The 18,994-nt window shown below is 66.4% G+C and carries 17 protein-coding genes and 3 tRNA genes; 6 read left to right on the forward strand and 14 right to left on the reverse strand.

Translation table 11 applies throughout. The features are described 5' to 3' along the window. Positions 1–55: 55 nt before the first annotated feature. Genes lpxK through AC5P5S_RS08865 form a run of 7 tightly spaced genes read right to left on the reverse strand, consistent with a single transcriptional unit; the run spans position 56 to position 8,387 of the window. Positions 56–1,075: a tetraacyldisaccharide 4'-kinase gene (lpxK, locus tag AC5P5S_RS08835; RefSeq protein ID WP_005408875.1), complete on the reverse strand. Its 1,020-nt coding sequence runs from the start codon at positions 1,073–1,075 to the stop codon at positions 56–58. Further along, complete coding sequence (gene msbA / locus AC5P5S_RS08840) at positions 1,075–2,823, reverse strand: lipid A export permease/ATP-binding protein MsbA (RefSeq protein WP_005408874.1); 1,749 nt, start codon at positions 2,821–2,823, stop codon at positions 1,075–1,077. The genes lpxK and msbA overlap by 1 nt, the downstream gene beginning before the upstream one ends. After that, on the reverse strand, positions 2,820–3,242 hold the full coding sequence (locus AC5P5S_RS08845; protein ID WP_004152323.1) for an ExbD/TolR family protein: 423 nt from the start codon (positions 3,240–3,242) through the stop codon (positions 2,820–2,822). The genes msbA and AC5P5S_RS08845 overlap by 4 nt, the downstream gene beginning before the upstream one ends. A gap of 3 nt (positions 3,243–3,245) precedes the next feature. Continuing rightward, positions 3,246–3,908, reverse strand: a complete 663-nt coding sequence (locus AC5P5S_RS08850) for a MotA/TolQ/ExbB proton channel family protein (protein ID WP_005412819.1) — start codon at positions 3,906–3,908, stop codon at positions 3,246–3,248. Between the two features lie 3 nt (positions 3,909–3,911). Then, positions 3,912–6,311 (reverse strand): DNA internalization-related competence protein ComEC/Rec2, encoded by a 2,400-nt coding sequence (locus AC5P5S_RS08855; RefSeq protein WP_062607578.1) that lies wholly within the window; start codon positions 6,309–6,311, stop codon positions 3,912–3,914. Positions 6,312–6,370: 59 nt separating this feature from the next. After that, the gene (locus AC5P5S_RS08860) at positions 6,371–7,714 is read right to left on the reverse strand and encodes a sensor histidine kinase (protein ID WP_005408871.1); all 1,344 of its coding nucleotides are present in this window, start codon (positions 7,712–7,714) and stop codon (positions 6,371–6,373) included. A 1-nt stretch (position 7,715) separates the two neighbouring features. Continuing rightward, on the reverse strand, positions 7,716–8,387 hold the full coding sequence (locus tag AC5P5S_RS08865; RefSeq protein WP_005408870.1) for a response regulator transcription factor: 672 nt from the start codon (positions 8,385–8,387) through the stop codon (positions 7,716–7,718). Between the two features lie 145 nt (positions 8,388–8,532). On the opposite strand from AC5P5S_RS08865, the gene AC5P5S_RS08870 reads away from it, so the two are divergent. Next, on the forward strand, positions 8,533–9,300 hold the full coding sequence (locus AC5P5S_RS08870) for a MipA/OmpV family protein (RefSeq protein WP_062607576.1): 768 nt from the start codon (positions 8,533–8,535) through the stop codon (positions 9,298–9,300). A 30-nt stretch (positions 9,301–9,330) separates the two neighbouring features. Then, positions 9,331–9,615: a hypothetical protein gene (locus tag AC5P5S_RS08875; RefSeq protein ID WP_005408868.1), complete on the forward strand. Its 285-nt coding sequence runs from the start codon at positions 9,331–9,333 to the stop codon at positions 9,613–9,615. A gap of 42 nt (positions 9,616–9,657) precedes the next feature. Here the strand turns inward: AC5P5S_RS08875 and AC5P5S_RS08880 are convergent, their stop codons facing one another. After that, the gene (locus tag AC5P5S_RS08880; protein WP_005408867.1) at positions 9,658–9,798 is read right to left on the reverse strand and encodes a hypothetical protein; all 141 of its coding nucleotides are present in this window, start codon (positions 9,796–9,798) and stop codon (positions 9,658–9,660) included. Positions 9,799–9,960: 162 nt separating this feature from the next. Between AC5P5S_RS08880 and AC5P5S_RS08885 the strand changes: the two genes are divergently transcribed. The 3 genes from AC5P5S_RS08885 (at position 9,961) to AC5P5S_RS08895 (ending at position 11,421) form a co-directional block, all read left to right on the forward strand. Further along, positions 9,961–10,530, forward strand: coding sequence for a TlpA family protein disulfide reductase (locus AC5P5S_RS08885; protein ID WP_062607574.1), 570 nt, complete (start codon positions 9,961–9,963; stop codon positions 10,528–10,530). A 112-nt stretch (positions 10,531–10,642) separates the two neighbouring features. Further along, entirely contained in the window at positions 10,643–10,831 is a 189-nt protein-coding gene (locus tag AC5P5S_RS08890) for a hypothetical protein (protein WP_005408865.1), read from the forward strand. 257 nt (positions 10,832–11,088) lie between these two features. Further along, positions 11,089–11,421, forward strand: a complete 333-nt coding sequence (locus AC5P5S_RS08895) for a hypothetical protein (RefSeq protein ID WP_062607572.1) — start codon at positions 11,089–11,091, stop codon at positions 11,419–11,421. 94 nt (positions 11,422–11,515) lie between these two features. On the opposite strand, the gene AC5P5S_RS08900 is transcribed toward AC5P5S_RS08895, so the two are convergent. The 3 genes from AC5P5S_RS08900 to uvrB all read right to left on the reverse strand — a co-directional run bounded on the left by AC5P5S_RS08900 (position 11,516) and on the right by uvrB (position 13,895). After that, positions 11,516–11,590: transfer RNA gene (locus AC5P5S_RS08900), tRNA-Val, on the reverse strand. 98 nt (positions 11,591–11,688) lie between these two features. Continuing rightward, positions 11,689–11,763 (reverse strand) — tRNA-Val (locus AC5P5S_RS08905). A gap of 107 nt (positions 11,764–11,870) precedes the next feature. Then, positions 11,871–13,895: an excinuclease ABC subunit UvrB gene (uvrB, locus tag AC5P5S_RS08910; RefSeq protein WP_062607569.1), complete on the reverse strand. Its 2,025-nt coding sequence runs from the start codon at positions 13,893–13,895 to the stop codon at positions 11,871–11,873. Positions 13,896–14,024: 129 nt separating this feature from the next. Here uvrB and AC5P5S_RS08915 point away from each other — a divergent pair, with 129 nt between their 5' ends. After that, the gene (locus AC5P5S_RS08915; protein WP_100443192.1) at positions 14,025–14,561 is read left to right on the forward strand and encodes a GspH/FimT family pseudopilin; all 537 of its coding nucleotides are present in this window, start codon (positions 14,025–14,027) and stop codon (positions 14,559–14,561) included. A gap of 48 nt (positions 14,562–14,609) precedes the next feature. On the opposite strand, the gene AC5P5S_RS08920 is transcribed toward AC5P5S_RS08915, so the two are convergent. The 3 genes from AC5P5S_RS08920 to AC5P5S_RS08930 form a co-directional block, all read right to left on the reverse strand. Further along, positions 14,610–14,686: transfer RNA gene (locus tag AC5P5S_RS08920), tRNA-Asn, on the reverse strand. A gap of 47 nt (positions 14,687–14,733) precedes the next feature. Further along, the gene (locus tag AC5P5S_RS08925; RefSeq protein WP_062607567.1) at positions 14,734–15,159 is read right to left on the reverse strand and encodes a type IV pilin protein; all 426 of its coding nucleotides are present in this window, start codon (positions 15,157–15,159) and stop codon (positions 14,734–14,736) included. 13 nt (positions 15,160–15,172) lie between these two features. Beyond that, the gene (locus AC5P5S_RS08930) at positions 15,173–18,994 is read right to left on the reverse strand and encodes a pilus assembly protein (protein ID WP_062607565.1); all 3,822 of its coding nucleotides are present in this window, start codon (positions 18,992–18,994) and stop codon (positions 15,173–15,175) included.

Consider the following 18,994-nt stretch of genomic DNA (forward strand, 5'->3'; position numbering starts at 1 on the left):
TCGTTACAACGGGGATGCGGCCGGCGGCGCATGAATGCAAGCGCCGCCGCGCCGCTCAGTTCGGTCGCAGCTTGTCCAGGCGGTCGGTCAGCGCCACCCAGAACGCGGCAGGCAGCTCGGCACGCAACGGCACCGCGTAATGCCAATCGTTGCCGAACGCGCGGCATTTCACCGCATCCTTCTCGGTCATCAGCACCGGCAGCTGGCTGCCGAAGGACAGGTCCTGCGGCTGGTAGGCCTGGTGGTCGGCAAAGGCGTGCGGCACCACGCCGATGCCACGCGCGCGCAGCATGTCGAAGAAGCGCTGCGGATGGGCGATGCCGGCCACCGCATGAACACGCTGGCCCTTGAAGTACGACAACGGGCGCGCGCGGCCACCGGCCAGCGGCTGCGCACTGTCGATGTGCAGGGCCATCGGCCACTGGCCGAAACCGCAGGCCTGTGCCGCGCTTTCCTCATCGGCCTGGCCCAGGTTGACCACGCGGAAATCGCATTCGCCGGCACGGCTGACCGGCTCGCGCAGCGGTCCGGCGGGAATCATCCGGCCGTTGCCGTAGCGCCGCTGGGCATCGACTACTTCGATCTCGATGTCGCGCGCCAGCCGGTAGTGCTGCAGGCCGTCATCGCAGACGATCACATCGCAGCCGGCCTGGATCAGTGCCCTGCCTGCGGCCACGCGGTCGGCGTCCACGCGCACCGGCACGCCGGTCTTCCAGGCGATCAGCACTGGCTCGTCACCGCCCTTGGCGGTCGGCGTGTCGGCCTGCACCCACAGCGGCTTGTCAGCGTCTTCACGGCCATAGCCACGGCTGGCGACACCCGGCTTCCAGCCGGCCGCACGCAGGCGCTCGACCAGGGCGATGGTCAGCGGCGTCTTGCCGGTGCCGCCGGCGGTGATGTTGCCAACCACGATGACCGGCACCGGCAGCGCGTAGCGCTTGCGCCATCCGCGCCGGTAGGCACGGCGGCGCAGCGCGGTGACGCCGGCATACAGCGGCGCCAGCAGGCGCATCGCCCATGGAACCGGGCTGCCGTCGTACCAGTACGGCGGGGTCTGGGTACCCTTGCCAGCCATCAGTCCTGCCTTTCGCGGAACTGCATGCTGTGCAGATGCTGGTACAGGCCACCCATGGCAAGCAGCTCCTTGTGGGTACCCCGTTCAACGATGCGGCCGTGGTCCATCACCAGCACCTGATCGGCATGCTCGATGGTCGACAGACGATGCGCGATGACCAGCGTGGTGCGTTCGGGCATCAGGCGCTGCAGCGCATCCTGCACCAGTCGCTCGGACTCGTTGTCCAGCGCGGCAGTGGCTTCGTCGAGGATCAGGATCGGCGCGTCACGCAGGATCGCGCGGGCGATCGCCAGGCGCTGGCGCTGGCCGCCGGACAGCAGCGCGCCGTTCTCGCCGACCGGGGTCTGCAGCTGCTGCGGCATGCGCGCGATGAACTCCCACGCATTGGCCGCTTCGGCCGCCGCACGGATCTGTCCCTCGCTCGCTTCCATGCCATAGGCGATGTTGGCCGCGATGGTGTCATCGAACAGCATGACCTTCTGCCCGACCATCGCCACCTGCCGACGCAGGTCGGCCAACGGATAGTCATCCAGCGCGACGCCATCGAGGGTGATGACACCACCGCTGGGCTCGTAGAAGCGCGGCACCAGCCGGATCAGGCTGGTCTTGCCACTGCCGGAACGACCCACGATGGCGGTGACCGTGCCCGGCTTCGCCACGAAACTGATGTCGTCCAGGGCAATGCCGCTGTCCTCGCGGTAGCGCAGCATGACGTGGTCGAAGGCCAGCTCGCCGCGTACGCGCTGCACGCTGTTGCGGCCCTCGTCACGCTCGACCTGCATGTCGAGGATGCCGAACAGGCGCTCTGCGGCGGCCACGCCGCGCGAGATCGAGGTCTGCACGCTGGTCAGGCGGCGCAGCGAAGGAATGATGGCCATCATCGAGGTCATCAGGCCCATGAACTGGCCGGCGTTGAGGCGACCGGCCAGCGCTTCACGCGTCGACACCCAGACAATCACCGCCAGCGCCAGCGCGGCCAGGAACTGCACCACGCTGGAGGCGGCAGCACGGGTGACTTCCACCTTCATGTTCAGCGACAGCATGCGGTTGGCCAGGCGCGAGTAGCGCGAGATCTCATGCTGCTGGGTGCCGTGCACCTTCACTTCCTGCTGCGCCGCCAGCGACTGTTCGGCGGTCTGCGCCATCGAACCCATGCCATCCTGGATGCCACGGCTGATGCGGCGGTAGCGCTTGCCCACGTAGGACACGATCACGCCGATCAGCGGTACCACCACCAGCATCGCCACGGTGACCTTCACGCTCATCTGCAGCATTACCGCCAGCATGGCGATGATGGTCAGGGTGTCGGCCACCACGGTCTTGAGTGCGTCGGCACTGGCCTGGGTGACCTGTTCGGTATCGAAGTTCAGGCGGCTGACCATCACCGGCGTCGCTTCGGTATCAAAATGCGAGGACGGCAGGTGCAGGTACTTGGCCAGCACCTGTTCGCGCAGGTCGCGCACCACGCTGCGACCAGTCTTGGCCAGCGCGTAGTCGCTCACCCAGGTGGCGACGCTGCGCATCAGGAACAGGCCCAGGATGGTCAGCGGCAGGATCACCGCCATGCGCGGTTCCGGGTTGACGAAACCGCGGTTGACCAGCGGCTCCATCAACTTGGTGAAGTGGTAGCCCGCCAGGGCTTCGACCACCATGGCGATGACCGCGGCCACCATGAACACCCAATAGGCGCGGGTGTACCCCAGTAGACGTTTGTAGATCGGCCACACCGGCGCGTGATTGGAACTCATGGACGCACCTCGGGTGCTGTTGCAATGGCAATACGGCGGAAGCCGAGCTGACCCAGCGCGTCCTGCGCGGTCACCACGGCCTGGTAGGGAGTGCGTGCGTCGGCACGCAGCAGCACGGTCTGCTCGCGATCGCTGCCGGCCACGGCGGCGATGGTCTGCTTGACCGACTCTACGTCGCTGCGCAGCACTTCCTGGTCGTTGATGAAGTAACGGCCTTCGGCGTTGATCAGCACGCTGAGCGAGCGCGGCGGCTCGTTGGTCTGCTGCTGGCTGGCGGTCGGCAACTGCACCTGCAGCGTCGAACGCGCGTCGAAGGTGGTGGTGACCACGAAGAAGATGATCAGCACCAGGATGACGTCGATCAGCGGCACCAGGTCGATATGCGGCTCATCCTGGGATCGGTCGTTGCCGATACGCATCGATCAGGCCTTCGCCGTGGCGGCGCCGGACTGGCGCGCGGCCGGGGCCGGGTTCATCACCCCGGGGCGGCCGTCGAGCGTATCCAGCAGGGCGCTGGCTTCCTGCTCCATCTCCACCACGTAGCCGTGGATGCGGCCCTTGAAGTAGCGATGGAACATCAGCGCCGGAATCGCCACGATCATGCCGGTGGCGGTGCACACCAGCGCCTTGCCGATGCCGCCGGCCAGCTGGTTCACGTCGCCCACGCCGTGGTCGAGGATGCCCAGGAACATCTGGATCATGCCGATCACCGTGCCGAGCAGGCCCAGCAGCGGGCCGGCCGAGGCAATGGTGCCCAGTGCGTTCAGGAATCGCTCCATGCGGTGCACCAGGTGGCGGCCGGTGTCTTCGATGCGCTCGCGGATCTGGTCGCGCGGGCGGTTGCGGGCTTCCAGTGCGGCAGCCAGCAGCGCGCCCAGCGGCGAGTTCGCCCGCAGAGTCTGCAGGTGGGCCGGGTCGAGCTTGCCGCGAGCGGCCCAGTTGCGCACTTCCTGGCCGAGGCCGGGCGGCAGCACTTCAGTCCGCCGAAGGGACCAGAAACGCTCCAGGATGATCGCCAAAGCCAGTACGCCCAACAGCAGCAGCGGCACCATCGGCCAGCCACCGGCCTTGACCAGTTCCCACACGTTTCAACCCTCCGGCCCAACGGCCGCTTGTTCGATCGGCGATAGGATAGCAGCCGACCGCGCCCGCCCAGCGGCATCCCACCACCGGGATGCATGGATGCGCTGTTCACGCAGCTGCAGGCCTTGTGCGCCAAGCCATACGCGGATCGCCCCGGAGTCGGCCGTGGCCAGCACCTCCGCGCCTTGCGCCTGCCAGCGCTGGACCACCTCTTGGCGCGGGTGGCCGAAGCGGTTCCGGTGCCCGGCCGAGACCACCGCCAGCCGCGGCGCCACCGCCGCAACCCACGGCGCACTGGAGCTGCCGCCGCTGCCATGGTGCGGCACCAGTACCACGTCCGCCCTCAGCGCGTGCGGGTACGCCTGCAGCAGCGCCCCCTCGGCCGGTCGACCGATGTCACCCGGCAGCAGGACCACGCCGTGACGGCTGGCGATGCGCAGCACGCAGCTGTCCTCGTTTTCGGCTTGCCGGCTGCCCGGCGCCGGGTGCAGGACCTGGAAATCAACCCCGTCCCACTCCCAGCGCATCCCCTGCTGGCAGGGCGTGGCGCCGCCGATGGTGCTGCCCGGTGGCGCCAGCAGCTGCAGCCCGGGCAACTGCCGTCGCAGGCTGGGCAGGCTGCCGGTGTGATCCAGGTGGTCATGGCTGAGCATCACCTGCCGGGGCGGCCCCTGGCCGAGCGCGCGCAGGGCCGGGACCAGGATGCGTTCGTTGCCCTCGCCGCCAGTCGGCGGCCCCACGTCGTACCAGAGCGCGTGCCGCGCCGTGCGCACCAGCACCGCCGTGCCCTGGCCGACATCGTGCACCAGCAGCTCCAGTTCCCCCGCAGCCGGTGCATGCCGGGCCGGCCACAGCAGCGGCAGGCACAGCAGCAGGCCCGCCAGGCCACCGCCGGCGCCGCGCGGCAGCAGCCACCAGAACACGCCCAGCAAGGCCACGGGTAGCGCCCAGCGCGCCGCCTCGGCCAGCCACCACATCGCCTGCGGATGCAGCGCCAACGGCTGCAGGGCCCCCCAGCTGAGCTCGAACAGCCAGGCCGCGGCACGCCAGGCCCAACGCCCCGCGCCGTCATGCAGCACGTGCAGGCCGGTACCGAGCAGCGACAGCGGAACAACCAGCATTGTCCACCACGGGATGACCGGCAGGTTGACCAGCGGCCCCAGCCGCGCGGTCCCGCCGAACAAGGCGATGCACAGCGGCAGCAGCCCAAGGCTGGCAACACCCTGCGCGGCAAGGAACCCGCGCAGCCCGCCACCGATTCCCTCCGGCCCCGTCCTCGGCAGGCACCAGAGCAGCCACAGCACGCCACCGAAGCTCAGCCAGAATCCAGCCGAGAGCACCGACAGCGGCGCAGGCAACAGCATCACCATCGCGGCCAACGCCAGCCCCTGCCCTGCGCCCACCGGGCGACGCCCGGCCCTGGCCAGTGCAACCAGCCCGATCATCAGCGCCGCGCGCACCGTCGGCAGCGCACCACCCGCCGCCATGGCATAGGTGGCTGCGGCCAGCGCCGCTCCCCATGCGGCGGCCTGCGGCCGTGGCCAGTACCGTCCCAGCAGCGGGCACAGCCACCACCACAAGCGGCACAGCAGTACACCGAAGCCAGCCACCACGCCCACGTGGAAACCGGAGATGGCGACCAGATGGGTCAGGCCCAGCGCGCGCAGGTGTTCCCAGTCGGCATCGGACAGGCCACGGGTATCGCCCAGTGCCAGCGCCTGCACGAACCGCGCGGCAGGATGTGCCACCTGCACGGCGATCGCCGCACTGCTGCGTTCCCGCCAGGCCTGCAGGCCCTGCGCCGGCAGCCACTCCCGCGCACGGGCCGGATCACGCACCGAGGCATTGCCGGAGATGCCCCGCAGCACGGCGTGGCGCTCGCCATCGAAGCCGCCGGGATTGATCCGCGAGCGTGGCGCGCGCACGCGCAACGACAACTGCCAATGCGATCCTGCGCGAACCGCATGGCGCCCGCCCTCCGCCTCGTGCGCCGGCGATCCGCGCCGCGGATCGTTCCAGGTCACCTGCAGGCGCTTGCCACGCAGCGATGGCAGCGCGCCGGCATCTTCGACATGCAGCACGAAACGCGTGTAGCCGGGCCCCTGCTGGGGAAGGTCGGCAACCCGGCCCCGCACCTGCACATCCTGCGGTGGGGCGCCGGGTGGCAGCTGGCCATGCAGGACCCAGTGCCCGTGCACCGTTGCCCAGGCCAGGCCGAGCAGGGCCGCGGCCCAGGCACGGCCGCGCCAGGGCAACAGCCAGCCGCCGACGCCGGCGATCGCCATCGGCACACTCAGCCACAGCGGCAGCAACATCGGCATCTGCACGCAGGCCAGCGCCCCCAGCACCAGGCCTGCAGCGCAGCCAAAGCCAAACAGGGCCGGGGCGGATCGATCGGGAACCATTTCCCCAGCCTGCCGCTGGAGGCCGCAGGCTGCCTATCGGGCCTTTCCCCGTGCGCCTGTCAGCGCCGTACGGTACCGCGGTGGAAATTGACTCTGAAGCTGGCGCCGCCGCCAGCCGCTTCGCCAACGCTGACCGAGCCACCGTGGTGCTGCACGATTTCCTTCACCAGGTGCAGGCCCAGGCCACTGCCGCTGCCGGCTGCACGCAGGCGGTGGAAGGGCTCGAAGATCGCTTCGCGGTCGCCGACCGGAATGCCGGCGCCCTGGTCGCTGACCTCCAGCAGGCCGCGTGCATCGAGGCGCACGCAGATCGTGCCGCGCCCGCCGCCATGGACGATGGCGTTGTGCACCAGGTTGGCGATCACCCGCCCCAGCGCCAGGCTGTCGCCATGGATCCACACGGGCGACTCCGGCGCATCCACCTCGAAGCCATAACCGGCGCCGACCACCAGCGGCGCCAGATCGGCGGCCGCCTCGCGCACCAGCAACGCCAGGTCCAGCCGCTGCAGCGCGCCGACATTGCGATCGAGACGCTGCAGGTCGAGCAGGTGCTCAGCCACGTTGCCGAGGCGGGCGACGTCGGTCAGCAACTGCGATTTCAGTTCACCCTGCGGCAGCTGCGACAGGCGCGCCTGCACCACCGCGATCGGTACGCGCAGCTCATGCGCGGCATCGGCGAGGAACTTGTCGCGCGCTGCATAGCCCTGCTGCACCTTGTCGATCGCATCGTTGAACGCTTCCACCAGTGGTGCGACCTCGGTGGACACCAGCTGCGCATCCAGGCGCGCGCCCGGCTGGCCGATGTCCAGTTCCTTGGCCTGCTGCGCGGAGCGGCGCACGCCGCGCATCGCGCGATGGATCACCGTCGGCATCACCAGCAGCGTGACCACGATCAACGGCAGGAAGAACCACAGGCCGATCAGGCGCAGCACCATCAGCGCGCCATCCAGCAACCCGCCCTTTGGAGCACCACCGACCATCACCGTGATGCGGCGTCCATCCTCGTTGCGGATCATCACCCGCGCCACGTCCAGATAGGGTGGCACCAGTGAACCCAGTTCGGTGGCGCCCACTGTCGGCAAGCGTGCCAGCAATGGCGCGTGGACCGCAGGAATCGTGCCGCGCTCCAGCCACGTGCCCCTGTCATCAACCGCCGCGAACCAGAGGTTGCCGCCGGCCCCGGCATTGAGCTTGTCCCAGCGCGCCTGGTCCAGTTCCAGCCGGCCGCCTTCGCTGTGCACGGCTTTGGCCACCGCCTCGGCCGTGAACATGTCCATGCCCCAGGAGTCCTTGTCACCCCAGGTCAGGATCAGCGCGACCACCGCGAACAGCACGGTGAACGCCTGCGCAAGGAACAGGCGCCAGGCCAGGCCCAGGGTGATGGAACGGATCGGGCGTGCCATCTCAGGCCTCCGCCAGCAGGTAGCCGACGCCGCGGATCACATGGATCTCCACGCCGGCCCCGGCCTGTTGCAGCGCCTTGCGCAGCTTGGAGATATGCGCGTCCAGTGCATTGGACTGGATCTCGTCATCGAAGCCGTACACCGCCGCCTCCAGTGCACTGCGGGTGACGGTACGCCCCTGCCGCATCGCCAGCGCCTGCAGCACCAGCACCTGGCGCCGGGGCAGCGCCAGCAGCTGGCCATCGACCTGCGCCTGCAGCGATTCGAAATCGAACTCCAGCCGGCCCAGTCGCAAGCGTGGTGTCACCATTGCCGAGGGCCGTCGCGAGACCGCACGGATGCGCGCCATCAGTTCCTCGATCGCCACCGGCTTGACCAGATAGTCATCGGCGCCGACATCCAGGCCCTCGACCTTGTCCGACAGCGTGCCCTTGGCCGTCAGCATGATCACCGCCAGGTTCGGACGCAGGGCCCGCGCAACGGCAACGAAGCCAGCGCCATCGCCATCAGGCAACTGGCGGTCGAGCAGCATCAGCTGGTGCACCGGTTCGCGCAGCGCGATGGCCGCTTCGGCCAGGCAACCAACCACATCGGCGACCACGCCCTGCCGCTCCAGCCCCGATTGCAGGGCACGGGACAGGTCAGGATCGTCTTCGACCAGGAGGATGCGCATCGGGGGCTCGGCTACCGGAAACGGTGCCGATCATAGTGCCTGGCGCCCACTTTTTCCGCTTCGGCCTGGCGGATGCGCCGACGCAATGTTCTGACAATGTTGCTCGCCCATCATGCGCAGCCATCCTCCGCAACGTCGTTGACCGATGCCGCCACTGCCCTCGACCCTGCTGCGCCCGCTGCTGTTCTCCGCTGCCTTTGGCCTGCCGGTGTTCGCGCAGGCCGCCGACAGCAACCCGGGCGTAAAGGCCGGCATCAGTGCTGGCGCGACCTCGGGCGCGTATGCGCACTACGACGTCAAGCCACTGGTGGTCCCCTCCATCGCCTGGCAGGGCCAGCGCTTCTTCGCCAGCCCGGGCTCGCTGGGCATGTACCTGTACAAGCGCGAGGGCCTGCGCCTGTCGGCGGCGGTCACGCCCTACACGCTGCGCTTCAAGACCGACGACGTGAACGATCCTCAGCTGCGTCTTCTGCACAGCCGGCAGATGTCCGCCATGGCCGGCATCAATGGTGAATACAGCGCCGACTGGGGCATCGTCGAGGCCAGCGTGATGCGCGAGGTCACCGGGCACGGAGGTGGCATGGAGTCGCGCCTGCACTACAGCTATCCGATCCAGGCGGGTCGCTTCACCTGGGTCCCGAAGGTCGGCGTGGTCCACTCCAGCGCACGCTTGCTGGATTACTACTACGGCATCAGCGATGAGGAAGCGCTGCGCTCGGGACTTGCCGCCTACAACCCGGGCAGCGCGACATCACCGAGCCTGCAGATCGCGGTCAGCACGCCCCTGGGCACGAAGTGGCGCGCGACCGGCGTGGTCGCCAACCAGTGGTTCGGCGATGCAGTAAAGGACAGCCCGATGGCACGACGCGGCACTCAGTCATCGGCCTTCATTTCCCTGATGCGCTCGTTCTGAACGAGCACCCGCTACGGACAAGGACTCCCCATGGCCTCCGTCTCCCCCACCTCCGAAGCACACGCGATCCTGCGAGCCCCCGATCTGGACAGCGCCGAACGCGTCTACCTTGGCCTGATGCCCGACCTTGAGCACGTAAGCGCGCTTGCACGTCGCGCGCTCGGCCAGTCGCGCGTTGCCGACGCGGCCCGGGGATACGCGCTTTCGATGACCCTGGTCGGGCTGCGCCTGCAGGAACTGGAAATGGGCGAGGCCAGCGCGAAAGAGCACCGGCAGGCCACCCTGCGCAGCCTGCGCCAGGCCTTCAGCGCCTGAGCACCGGCCTGCCGCAACGCGGCGGCAGTGCCGCGCCCCCGCTCAGCGGAACGTGGTCCAGGCCAGCACAGCGGACAACAGGGCGACCCAGATCACTGCCTTGAACGTACCTTCCAGCATGTTGCCGCCGAACAGCAGTTCAAAGAACGGATTGGGCCTGGAAACCGGCACATGATCGCTCATCGTTGAAAGATCCTGGGGATGGGTGGAGGGCATGCACGCATGCCTGCGCGGGCACAACTCTAGTACATGCGCTCCGTCGGAGGATGTGCCGGGAACATCCGCTTAACAACCTGCGCGCCAGTTCGGGTATGTTCGACCCAACGCTGTGTTCAAGGATGATCGATGCTCAAGCGCGTCCTGTTCCCCGTTGTCGCCCTGCTGCTGTCCGTGCTGGTCATCGCGCTCGGATGGCAGAACCGCCAGCTGCGGCAGATCAATGAGCAGATGGCCACGCAGCTGCAGGACATGCGTCTTGCAGCACATGGCCTCGAACTGGGTAGTCGCCCGGATGCGCTGGCGCTGCGCACCACGCAGCAGACTTTCGTCGATATCGGCGGTGCCCGCGAGGTTCCGCAGATCCTCTATTTCTTCTCCACCGCATGCCGCTACTGCCTGGCCTCGGTACCGCAGCTGCAACAGATCGCCGCGGCCCGCGGCAACAGCGAACTGGTCGGTGTCGGCATGCCGCCATACGACCAGCTGGCGGACTACGCCGGCAAACATGCACTGCGCTTCCCGATCGCCATCGACAACGAAGCCACCGCGTCCACGCGCTATCGCGCCACCGTCACGCCGATGCTGATGGTGCTGGCTGCCGATGGCCGCGTTGCCTACAAGCATGTCGGCCAGCTCGACGCCCAGGTCGTGCAGGCTGCCGTCGCGTCGCTTGCACCGAAGCCGGCGCTGCCCTGATCCCGCGTGCCGCGCATCGCGTCGCGGCCCCCTGTTACCGCATTCGCGCCACAACCGGCACTCCCGTGCCTTCGGCAACTGCAACTCCACAACGCCAACCAAGGAGATACACATGATCGGAAAGAAAGTGCTTTCGTCCGTCGCCGGTATCGTCGTTGTCGCGGCCATGGCCTTCGGCGCCAGCCAGGCCTTCGCCGTCTCGCCCAAGACCGGATATGCACCGGGCTGCGAACCACACCCGCAGTGCCCGTTCGGCAACGCGGGCAAGCACGGCCAGCTGCTGTGCTGCGATCCGTTGTAACCGGATCCGTGCATGGGGTCGGCATCGCTGACCTGCCACACCCGCCGCGGAGCTGAGCCAGCGCCGCGGCCATGACCGGGCCACCCCGCAGTGGCCCACCACGCCGGGCCGCCTTGAAGCGCGGCCCGGCACTTCCTGGCCCGGATTCATCCTTCCCGCAGCGACTTGGCGGGCGCTTTTCCGGCTTTCGTCGCATACCGGTTTCACAGCGCAGGGGGCAGTGCCACGCTGGACTCCCTTCTCCGGAGCACCGTGCCATGCCGATGCTTGCCCTGCTGCTGTTGTGCGCTGGCCTGTTCGGCCGCGATGCCGACGCCGGGGATGCCTCCCTGCGCAGCCAGATCCTGCAGGCCGACGCCGGGCAGGCGGGCGTGCCCGCGGCACATGACCAGACACCGGAGCCGACGGCCCTGCAGTTGTACCGGTTGCGCCAGGACCGCGTGCTGCGCGTGGGCAACCAGCGCCTGCCTGCAGGCGGCCAGCAGCATCAGGCCGGTTCAGCACGTTTCGCGCAGGTCTGGGAACGCGTGGACGGGCACTGGCGGCTGCAGCGCATGATCAGCATCGACGAATGGCTTGCCCAGCGCTGACGCTCCGCACCGGCAACCGTCGTAAACGAAAAAGCCGGCCCAGGGCCGGCTTTCATCGTGATCCACCGCTGCACCGGCAATGCCGGGAGCCAGGTGGTGGGCGGTACAGGGTTCGAACCTGTGACCCCTACCATGTCAAGGTAGTGCTCTACCGCTGAGCTAACCGCCCATCTTGTTCCTGCCGCCCGAAAGCTGGCCTTGCTACGTAAAAACCCGGCGCCAGGGCCGGGCTCTTCAGTTCACGACAGCCTCCTTCCGGAGACTTCGTGGTGGGCGGTACAGGGTTCGAACCTGTGACCCCTACCATGTCAAGGTAGTGCTCTACCGCTGAGCTAACCGCCCGTTTTTGCTTCTGAACGTCCGCGATTGCGTCGGTGCAGGCCGCGTATATTACGGATGCCGGCCGTGAAGCGCAACACTTTTGTGAAGAAGATGCTGCACCGCCGCGTTCAGCCCAGACTCGCTTCCTTCAGCTGCCGGATCTGGTCACGCACCCGTGCGGCATCCTCGAATTCCAGGTCCTTGGCGTGCTGGTACATCTGCTGTTCCAGCGCCTTGAGACGCGCCGCCAGCTGCGCCGGACCGAGCGAACGGTAATCGGCTCCGTCCTCGGCAACACCCGCCCTGCCCTTGCCCTTGCCCTTCTTGGCTTCCTTCTCCGCCGCATCCGAACGCGCACCTTCGAGGACGTCGACGATCGGGCGCGCCACCGAGCGCGGCACGATGCCATGTTCTTGGTTGTACTCGACCTGCTTGGCGCGGCGCCGGTCGGTCTCGTCGATCGCTGCCTGCATCGAGCGGGTCACCTTGTCCGCATACAGGATCGCCTTGCCGCGCACATTGCGGGCGGCGCGGCCGATGGTCTGGATCAGCGAACCGGTGGAGCGCAGGAAGCCTTCCTTGTCGGCGTCGAGGATCGCCACCAGCGACACCTCGGGCATGTCCAGGCCTTCGCGCAGCAGGTTGATGCCCACCAGCACATCGAACTTGCCCAGGCGCAGGTCGCGGATGATCTCCACGCGCTCGACCGTATCCACGTCCGAGTGCAGGTAACGCACGCGGATACCGTGTTCGGTCAGGTATTCGGTGAGGTTCTCGGCCATGCGCTTGGTCAGCGTGGTGACCAGCACTCGGTCACCGGCCTTGATGCGCGCGTTGGCCTCGCTCATCAGGTCATCGACCTGGGTGCCCACCGGGCGGATCTCCACCACCGGATCGATCAGGCCAGTCGGGCGCACCACCAGCTCGGTGATCTCGTCGCCGGCCTCGCGGTACTCATACGGGCCCGGCGTGGCGGACACGTAGATCGCGCGCGGGCAGCGCGCCTCCCATTCTTCGAAACGCAGCGGTCGGTTGTCCAGTGCCGACGGCAGGCGGAATCCGAACTCGACCAGGGTCTCCTTGCGCGAGCGATCGCCCTTGAACATGGCGCCGATCTGCGGAATGGTCACGTGCGATTCGTCGATGACCAGCAGCGCGTCCGGCGGCAGGTAGTCGAACAGCGTCGGTGGCGGCTCGCCGGCGTTCTTGCCGGTCAGGTGCCGCGAGTAGTTCTCGATACCGTTGCAGAACCCGACCTCGGCCATCATCTCGATGTCGAACTGGGTGCGCTGTGCCAGGCGCTGCGCCTCCACCAGCTTGTTTTCCGCGTACAGCTGCTCAAGCCGCTCCTTCAACTCCACCTTGATCGTTTCCACCGCGGCCAGCACGCGTTCGCGGGTAGTGGCGTAGTGGGTCTTGGGGTAGACGGTGAAACGCTGCATGTTGCGCATCGTCTCACCGGTGAGCGGATCGAACAGGGTGATCTTCTCGACCTCGCCGTCGAACAGCTCGATGCGCAGCGCTTCGCTGTCCGACTCGGCCGGGAACACGTCGATCACTTCGCCACGCACGCGGAACGTGCCGCGCTGCAGCTCGTACTCGTTGCGCGTGTACTGCAGCTGGGTCAGGTGATTGATCAGGTCGCGCTGGTCGATGCGCTCACCCTTGGACAGGATCAGGCGCAGCGACAGGTAGTCCTCCGGCGCACCCAGGCCATAGATCGCCGACACCGTGGCCACCACGATCGCATCCGGGCGCGACAGCAGGGTCTTGGTCGCGGCCAGCCGCATCTGCTCGATGTGCTCGTTGATCGAACTGTCCTTCTCGATGAAGGTGTCCGACGAAGGCACGTAGGCCTCCGGCTGGTAGTAGTCGTAGTAGCTGACGAAATACTCGACCGCGTTGTGCGGGAAGAACGCCTTGAACTCACCATACAGCTGCGCCGCCAGCGTCTTGTTCGGCGCCATGATCAGCGTCGGCTTCTGCACGTTCTGGATGACGTTGGCGATGGTGTAGGTCTTGCCCGAGCCGGTGACGCCCAGCAGGGTCTGCTTGGCGATGCCCGCCTCGAAGTTGCTGGTCAGCTTCGCGATGGCATCAGGCTGGTCGCCCGCCGGCGAATACGGCGAGACGAGTTCGAAACGGTCGCTCATGGTGTTGCCAGTTCCCGGGAAAGACAAGTATACGGGGCAAGGGGTGACGGCCGGCTGAGGGCTTTCCGGGCAGGCGGGCGCGGCAGTGCCTGATGGCGGCCGTCCCGCTGCGGCGCGAGGCTTGATGCCATGCATCGCACTCCCGCCCACTGTCGTTCAGCACCACGCGGCATGCATCTGGTCGAGATGCTGGTGGTGATCGCCATCCTTTCCGTTCTGCTGGCCGTGGGCTGGCCGGCCCTGCGCCCGGTGCTGTTGCGGCAACGCGCCGACGCCCTGCAGCTGACCCTGCATGCCAGTCTTTCCAGCGCCAGAAGCGAGGCCCTGAAGCGCCGCGAACTGATCGGGCTGTGCGCCAGCGACGACGGTGAGCAGTGCTCCCGCGACTGGAGCGCAGGGTGGATCATCTATCGCAGCGGCAGGCACCGGGGGACACCAGCATCCGCCCAGGACATCCTGATCCACCATCAAGGCCGGACCGACATCGCCATCGTCGCCCAGGCCAGCGGTGGACGGCCGCTGCTGTTCTTCCAGCCTGACGGGCGCAGTCCCGGTGCCAATCTGACACTGCGCATCTGCGCAGGAGACCGGCTGCATGGCAGGTTGGTCATCAACAACGGCGGCCGCATCCGCAGCGAGCGTGTCGACCGCACCCTTCCCTGCTGACGGGCCAAAACGACAAAAGCCGCGATTTCTCGCGGCTTTTGCAGTATCTGGCGCCCGAAGTTGGACTCGAACCAACGACCCCCTGATTAACAGTCAAGTGCTCTAACCGGCTGAGCTATTCGGGCGGGGAGGCGCATTGTACTGGGCGTTCAGAGGAAGATCAACACCTGATTTACCAGCAATCGGAAACCGTGCCGCTGGCCGTTTTGCGGTTGGCCTGGTCCACGCTCAGCGTCCCGCAGCTGTCCTTGGTCTGGTTGCCCTGGGGCGTCGCAGTCAGCGTGAACGAGGACGCCTTGCCATCGAACGTGATCGCGTACCGTGTGGTCCCGCCCTCGCGCGGCGACACCTTGCTGGGCAGCGCGAAGCCCGAGTAGGTGTTGTTCACCGAGTAGTAGCGCTCAGCACGCTGCGCGTATTCCACCAGGTCCGCCTTGGCCACGCCCCGGTGCGACTGGCGGATGTACTGCTGGTACGACGGAACGACAATCGCGGCCAGGATGCCGAGCACGATCACCACGATCATCAGTTCGATGAGGGAGAAACCGTGCTGTTTGCCGGGACGACGCAGGGTACTGGAAAGAGTGTTCAGGCTCATGGGCATGTCTTCGTTACTGGATCTGGCGCCAGGATTGGCGACCGCAGGGATAAGGCACGTACATCGTCGGAGCACCCGCCACGTTGACCGCCATCCAGCAGGCACGTCCGCCTCGATCGGCACCCTTTGCCAGGCGCGGCATCACCGAGACATTGACGTCCTTCACCGGTGCGGTGCCGCCGGTGTCGAGACTCACGCCAGCCGTGCCCGCTCCGTAGGGCGTGCCGGTAATGGACCCGACCCGCGCCTGCTCCAGCGATGCAACACCCGAGATCGGATTGAGGCCAAACAGCCAGTTGCTTCCCTCGGTCGAACAGCCACGGCCACCCGCGGTAGGCATGTAGGTCGGCATGAACACCGTTCCCGACGCCACGGCAGGATTACCAACAAAGCGTTCACCTGCGCCGGGCAGTGCAATGCTCCATCCGCGCGCCGCCCCGGAGAAGGGCGTGGCCGTGACCGTGCGCAACTTGTTGGTGGTGGTCACCGTATAGGCCAGCAGATTGGCGGGCACGATCGTGGCCTCCGGCTGGTCCTTGCTGGTGTCGTTGACACCGTACAGCGACTGCGCGGTGAGATCCTGGGGGTCATTGTCGAAGGAGAAGCTGCCGGTACCCAGCACCAGCATCACGCCACCACCGGGTCCGGTCACGGCGGTCATGCCACCGGTAATCGGCTGGCGATACACCTGGTTGTTGTTGTTGGTCTGGCGCGCCGTGGTGAACACCGGCGTGGTGACCGAGGTCGCCGTGCTTTCCAGGTCGAACTTCCACAGCGCGCCGCGCTGGTCGGCCGCATAGATCGTGTCCGCCAGGCCGTCACGGCCACGTACACGCCCCGTCCCACCGGCGCTGTCGGCGCGCCAACGGTCGACAGCCACGATGTTGCCCAGGCCATTGTCACCGGCGGGTGCAGTTGCTGCGGCCTCGGTAGCAGTGATCATCCGCACCGCGCCCGATCCCAGGTCGACCACGAACAGCACGGCCTTGCGGCTGAGGCTGTTGTAACCGTTGCCGAAGATCGCTTTCCACGCCACCCCGGTCCCTTCCTTCACCGGCACGATCACCGGCTTGCCAAGGACATGGCCGATGTTCGCCTTGATGGTGCTGTCGAGCCCCGGCGCCACGTCACTGATTTCCCACAGGCGATTGCCGGTGCCGAAGCTGGACGGCGTGGTTACATCCAGCGCGAACACCGAGCGCCCACCGGCGCCGGCCGTACCGACCAGTGCCGTGGCCCAGTTGCCACCGATCTGCGCGTCCGCCACCGCAATCGGTCCATCCACGTAGTAGCGATGACGGAAGCGCTGGTCGGACTTGTTGGCCGCCACGTAGGGATACAGCAGGTTGGCCATGTGGCCCAGCGCGGTTCCAGGGATGTAGGCGAAGGTCTCGCTGCCACCGGCACCGTCACTTACGCCATTGCCGTTCATGCCACCGTCGAAGGCATGCAGCATGCCGTCATTGGCACCGACATAGACCATGTAGCGGCCATTGTTGCGCTTGCGGGTCAGATACGTGGCATACGAGGTCGCCATAGCGGTGCTGATGCGCTGGTAGCCATAGTCGTCGCGGGGCGAACTGATCACCGGGCTGGAATTGACGATGTCGCCCAGCACGGTGGTACGGGTGCGATAGATGCCCCCCGAGTTGCGTACTTCGCGCGATGCGTCGCCGCGCAGATAAGCCATGGCCGTGGCGATGTCGCCGCCCAGCTTTTCAGCCTCGGTCGCGGAACAGCGCGCAATGCCCGGATACTGCTTCTCATCCTTGTTGCAGAGGTCGGTGAACGCGATGTTGGTGCTGCTGAAGTCAACTGCAGCGTTGCCCTTGGTGGCAACGATGGTGCGCGAACGCTGCGCCCCCAGTTTCTCCGCCGCTTCCCACACCTGCGTGTACTCGGTCTGCTGCGTCTTGTCGTTCACCGCAAGCTTGGATGCCTTCAGGCGGCTGAACCAATCGGTTTCCTCGTTGGCTACTTCGAACTGGGGCGTGACCGCCAGCGACCCGGTACCGATACGCGCGCCGGTCAGGCCCTGGCTGCCCGAAGGCGCTGGCCCGGAGGTGACCGACGAGAGCACCCGGCGCATGGCCGTGGTGATGTCTGCCGGAGTACGCGCGTTGATGTACTCACCGCGGGTATTGGTCGCGGCGTGCCAGATGTCATCCACGGTGCTGGGGTTGTTGTTCTGACGTGGCGGCCAGTTGTTGTAGATGGCCGAATCGGTATACGGATTCTGCTGTTTGTCCGGATCGAACAGGTTGCCACGCGCACCCAGGGTGATCCCGTAGAAGTTGATATGCAGGTTCTTGTTGCAGTCCAGCGACTTGTCGGTACTGGTCGCGCACTGCTCCGGCACCGGCACATTGCCCTTGGGCATCGCGGTATCGGTGCGCAACGGATTGACGTAATAGTACGCCGCGATATCAGCCATCGTATCCGAGTTGCTGTCCTTGAACGGGGCACCCATGGCACCGTCAATGTTCCCTGGGGTGGGAATCGAACTCGATGGGAACCCGTTGCCGTTGTTGCTATAGCCATCGGTGAACAGCATCACCGCGTTTTTCTGGCAGGAAAGCTTGATGGGGGCCGCATCGTCGGTTCGCATGAACTGCAGGCCGGCCGCATTGACCGCATTTCGGTTGGGCGTACCGCCATTGGCGGTCAGCGCAATCATGTCGCTGTACAGTTTCGCCTTTTGCGAGATCAGGCTCATGTCCTGGATCGCGAGACGCTTCGCATCATCCGACGAGCTGTTGTACTTCAGGAAGTCGTTGATCTTGAAGTAGCCGACATACATGTCGTTGACGTTCAACGCATGCGTCATGCCAGCGATCATCGCGCGGTTTCGGTTACCGTAGTAGGAGTACCAGTTGGCGAAATTCTGGAGCGCGGCGGCATCACCGGATGCGATGACATACTTCCACATGTCACACCCTGGGCCACAGGCACCCGCAATTCTGGTGCGCTTCACGCCCGCATATGCGTTGGTCGTCCCCGGCAGCTGGGGACGGGGGTCCGCATCACTGCTGTAGGGCATGAAGAATGTTGCCGGAACGTACCTGAGAGATGCGTAATCCGCCGAAGTCCAGCTTCGGCCAGCGCTATTGCCATTGCTGTTTTCGCTACCGAATGTATACGTTACGTTCCCCGAGCGATCCTCGTATCGGGTCACATTCGCATAGGCCTGCCCCTGCGGCGCAACCATGCCCTTCTGCATCCGTTGGACATCCCAACTGGATTTACCCAGGTAGCTCGCAGCAAGCGACAGCGAATTACCCGTGTCACGCGGATCAATGAGGGTGGCTGTCGTATTGGCCTGAGGATAGGACACGACCTCTTCCTTGACGATGTTCAGCCAAGGCTCGTACTTGATGTTCGGATCGTAGTACGCCGGATTGTAGGCGGCCGATCGCGCGAACCCGAATACGTCCAGCGCGGGAATGCCGCTGTTGTCGTTGATTCGGGCACCTGGCAGTACATAGAAGTAGTCGCACTCACCCGCGCCATAGATGGGATTTCCATAGCGATCGTAGCCACTGATGATGTCGTCAACGGTGTTCAGTACACCCTTGGATCTGAAGAAGCTCTGCCGGGCATAGTTCCAGCACGCCGTTCCGTCCTGCCCCGGGAACTGGGTCTGGAAGGTCATCGAACCCGAATCGTCCACCGCCATGATGAATGACGGCGGCGCGGAGACCTTCAGGTTCATCGGGTGCTGCGACAATGTGCCCTGCGCCTGCGCGGCGAACAGGTTCATCGCAAGCCAGGTGCCGCCAGCCACCGCCAGCAACAGCCCGGAGCCGGCCAGGATCTTGATCTTTCGGGTCGCCAT

Source organism: Stenotrophomonas sp. YJH_SMC_54, from assembly GCF_059368435.1.

What these genes read in the sequence shown, in the direction of transcription:
- lpxK (WP_005408875.1), bottom strand. Translation starts at nt 1,075, where the DNA reads ATGGCTGGCAAGGGTACCCAGACCCCGCCGTACTGGTACGACGGCAGC.
- msbA (WP_005408874.1), bottom strand. Translation starts at nt 2,823, where the DNA reads ATGAGTTCCAATCACGCGCCGGTGTGGCCGATCTACAAACGTCTACTG.
- AC5P5S_RS08845 (WP_004152323.1), bottom strand. Translation starts at nt 3,242, where the DNA reads ATGCGTATCGGCAACGACCGATCCCAGGATGAGCCGCATATCGACCTG.
- AC5P5S_RS08855 (WP_062607578.1), bottom strand. Translation starts at nt 6,311, where the DNA reads ATGGTTCCCGATCGATCCGCCCCGGCCCTGTTTGGCTTTGGCTGCGCT.
- AC5P5S_RS08860 (WP_005408871.1), bottom strand. Translation starts at nt 7,714, where the DNA reads ATGGCACGCCCGATCCGTTCCATCACCCTGGGCCTGGCCTGGCGCCTG.
- AC5P5S_RS08865 (WP_005408870.1), bottom strand. Translation starts at nt 8,387, where the DNA reads ATGCGCATCCTCCTGGTCGAAGACGATCCTGACCTGTCCCGTGCCCTG.
- AC5P5S_RS08870 (WP_062607576.1), top strand. Translation starts at nt 8,533, where the DNA reads ATGCCGCCACTGCCCTCGACCCTGCTGCGCCCGCTGCTGTTCTCCGCT.
- AC5P5S_RS08875 (WP_005408868.1), top strand. Translation starts at nt 9,331, where the DNA reads ATGGCCTCCGTCTCCCCCACCTCCGAAGCACACGCGATCCTGCGAGCC.
- AC5P5S_RS08880 (WP_005408867.1), bottom strand. Translation starts at nt 9,798, where the DNA reads ATGAGCGATCATGTGCCGGTTTCCAGGCCCAATCCGTTCTTTGAACTG.
- AC5P5S_RS08885 (WP_062607574.1), top strand. Translation starts at nt 9,961, where the DNA reads ATGCTCAAGCGCGTCCTGTTCCCCGTTGTCGCCCTGCTGCTGTCCGTG.
- AC5P5S_RS08890 (WP_005408865.1), top strand. Translation starts at nt 10,643, where the DNA reads ATGATCGGAAAGAAAGTGCTTTCGTCCGTCGCCGGTATCGTCGTTGTC.
- AC5P5S_RS08895 (WP_062607572.1), top strand. Translation starts at nt 11,089, where the DNA reads ATGCCGATGCTTGCCCTGCTGCTGTTGTGCGCTGGCCTGTTCGGCCGC.
- uvrB (WP_062607569.1), bottom strand. Translation starts at nt 13,895, where the DNA reads ATGAGCGACCGTTTCGAACTCGTCTCGCCGTATTCGCCGGCGGGCGAC.
- AC5P5S_RS08915 (WP_100443192.1), top strand. Translation starts at nt 14,025, where the DNA reads ATGCATCGCACTCCCGCCCACTGTCGTTCAGCACCACGCGGCATGCAT.
- AC5P5S_RS08925 (WP_062607567.1), bottom strand. Translation starts at nt 15,159, where the DNA reads ATGAGCCTGAACACTCTTTCCAGTACCCTGCGTCGTCCCGGCAAACAG.
- AC5P5S_RS08930 (WP_062607565.1), bottom strand. Translation starts at nt 18,994, where the DNA reads ATGGCGACCCGAAAGATCAAGATCCTGGCCGGCTCCGGGCTGTTGCTG.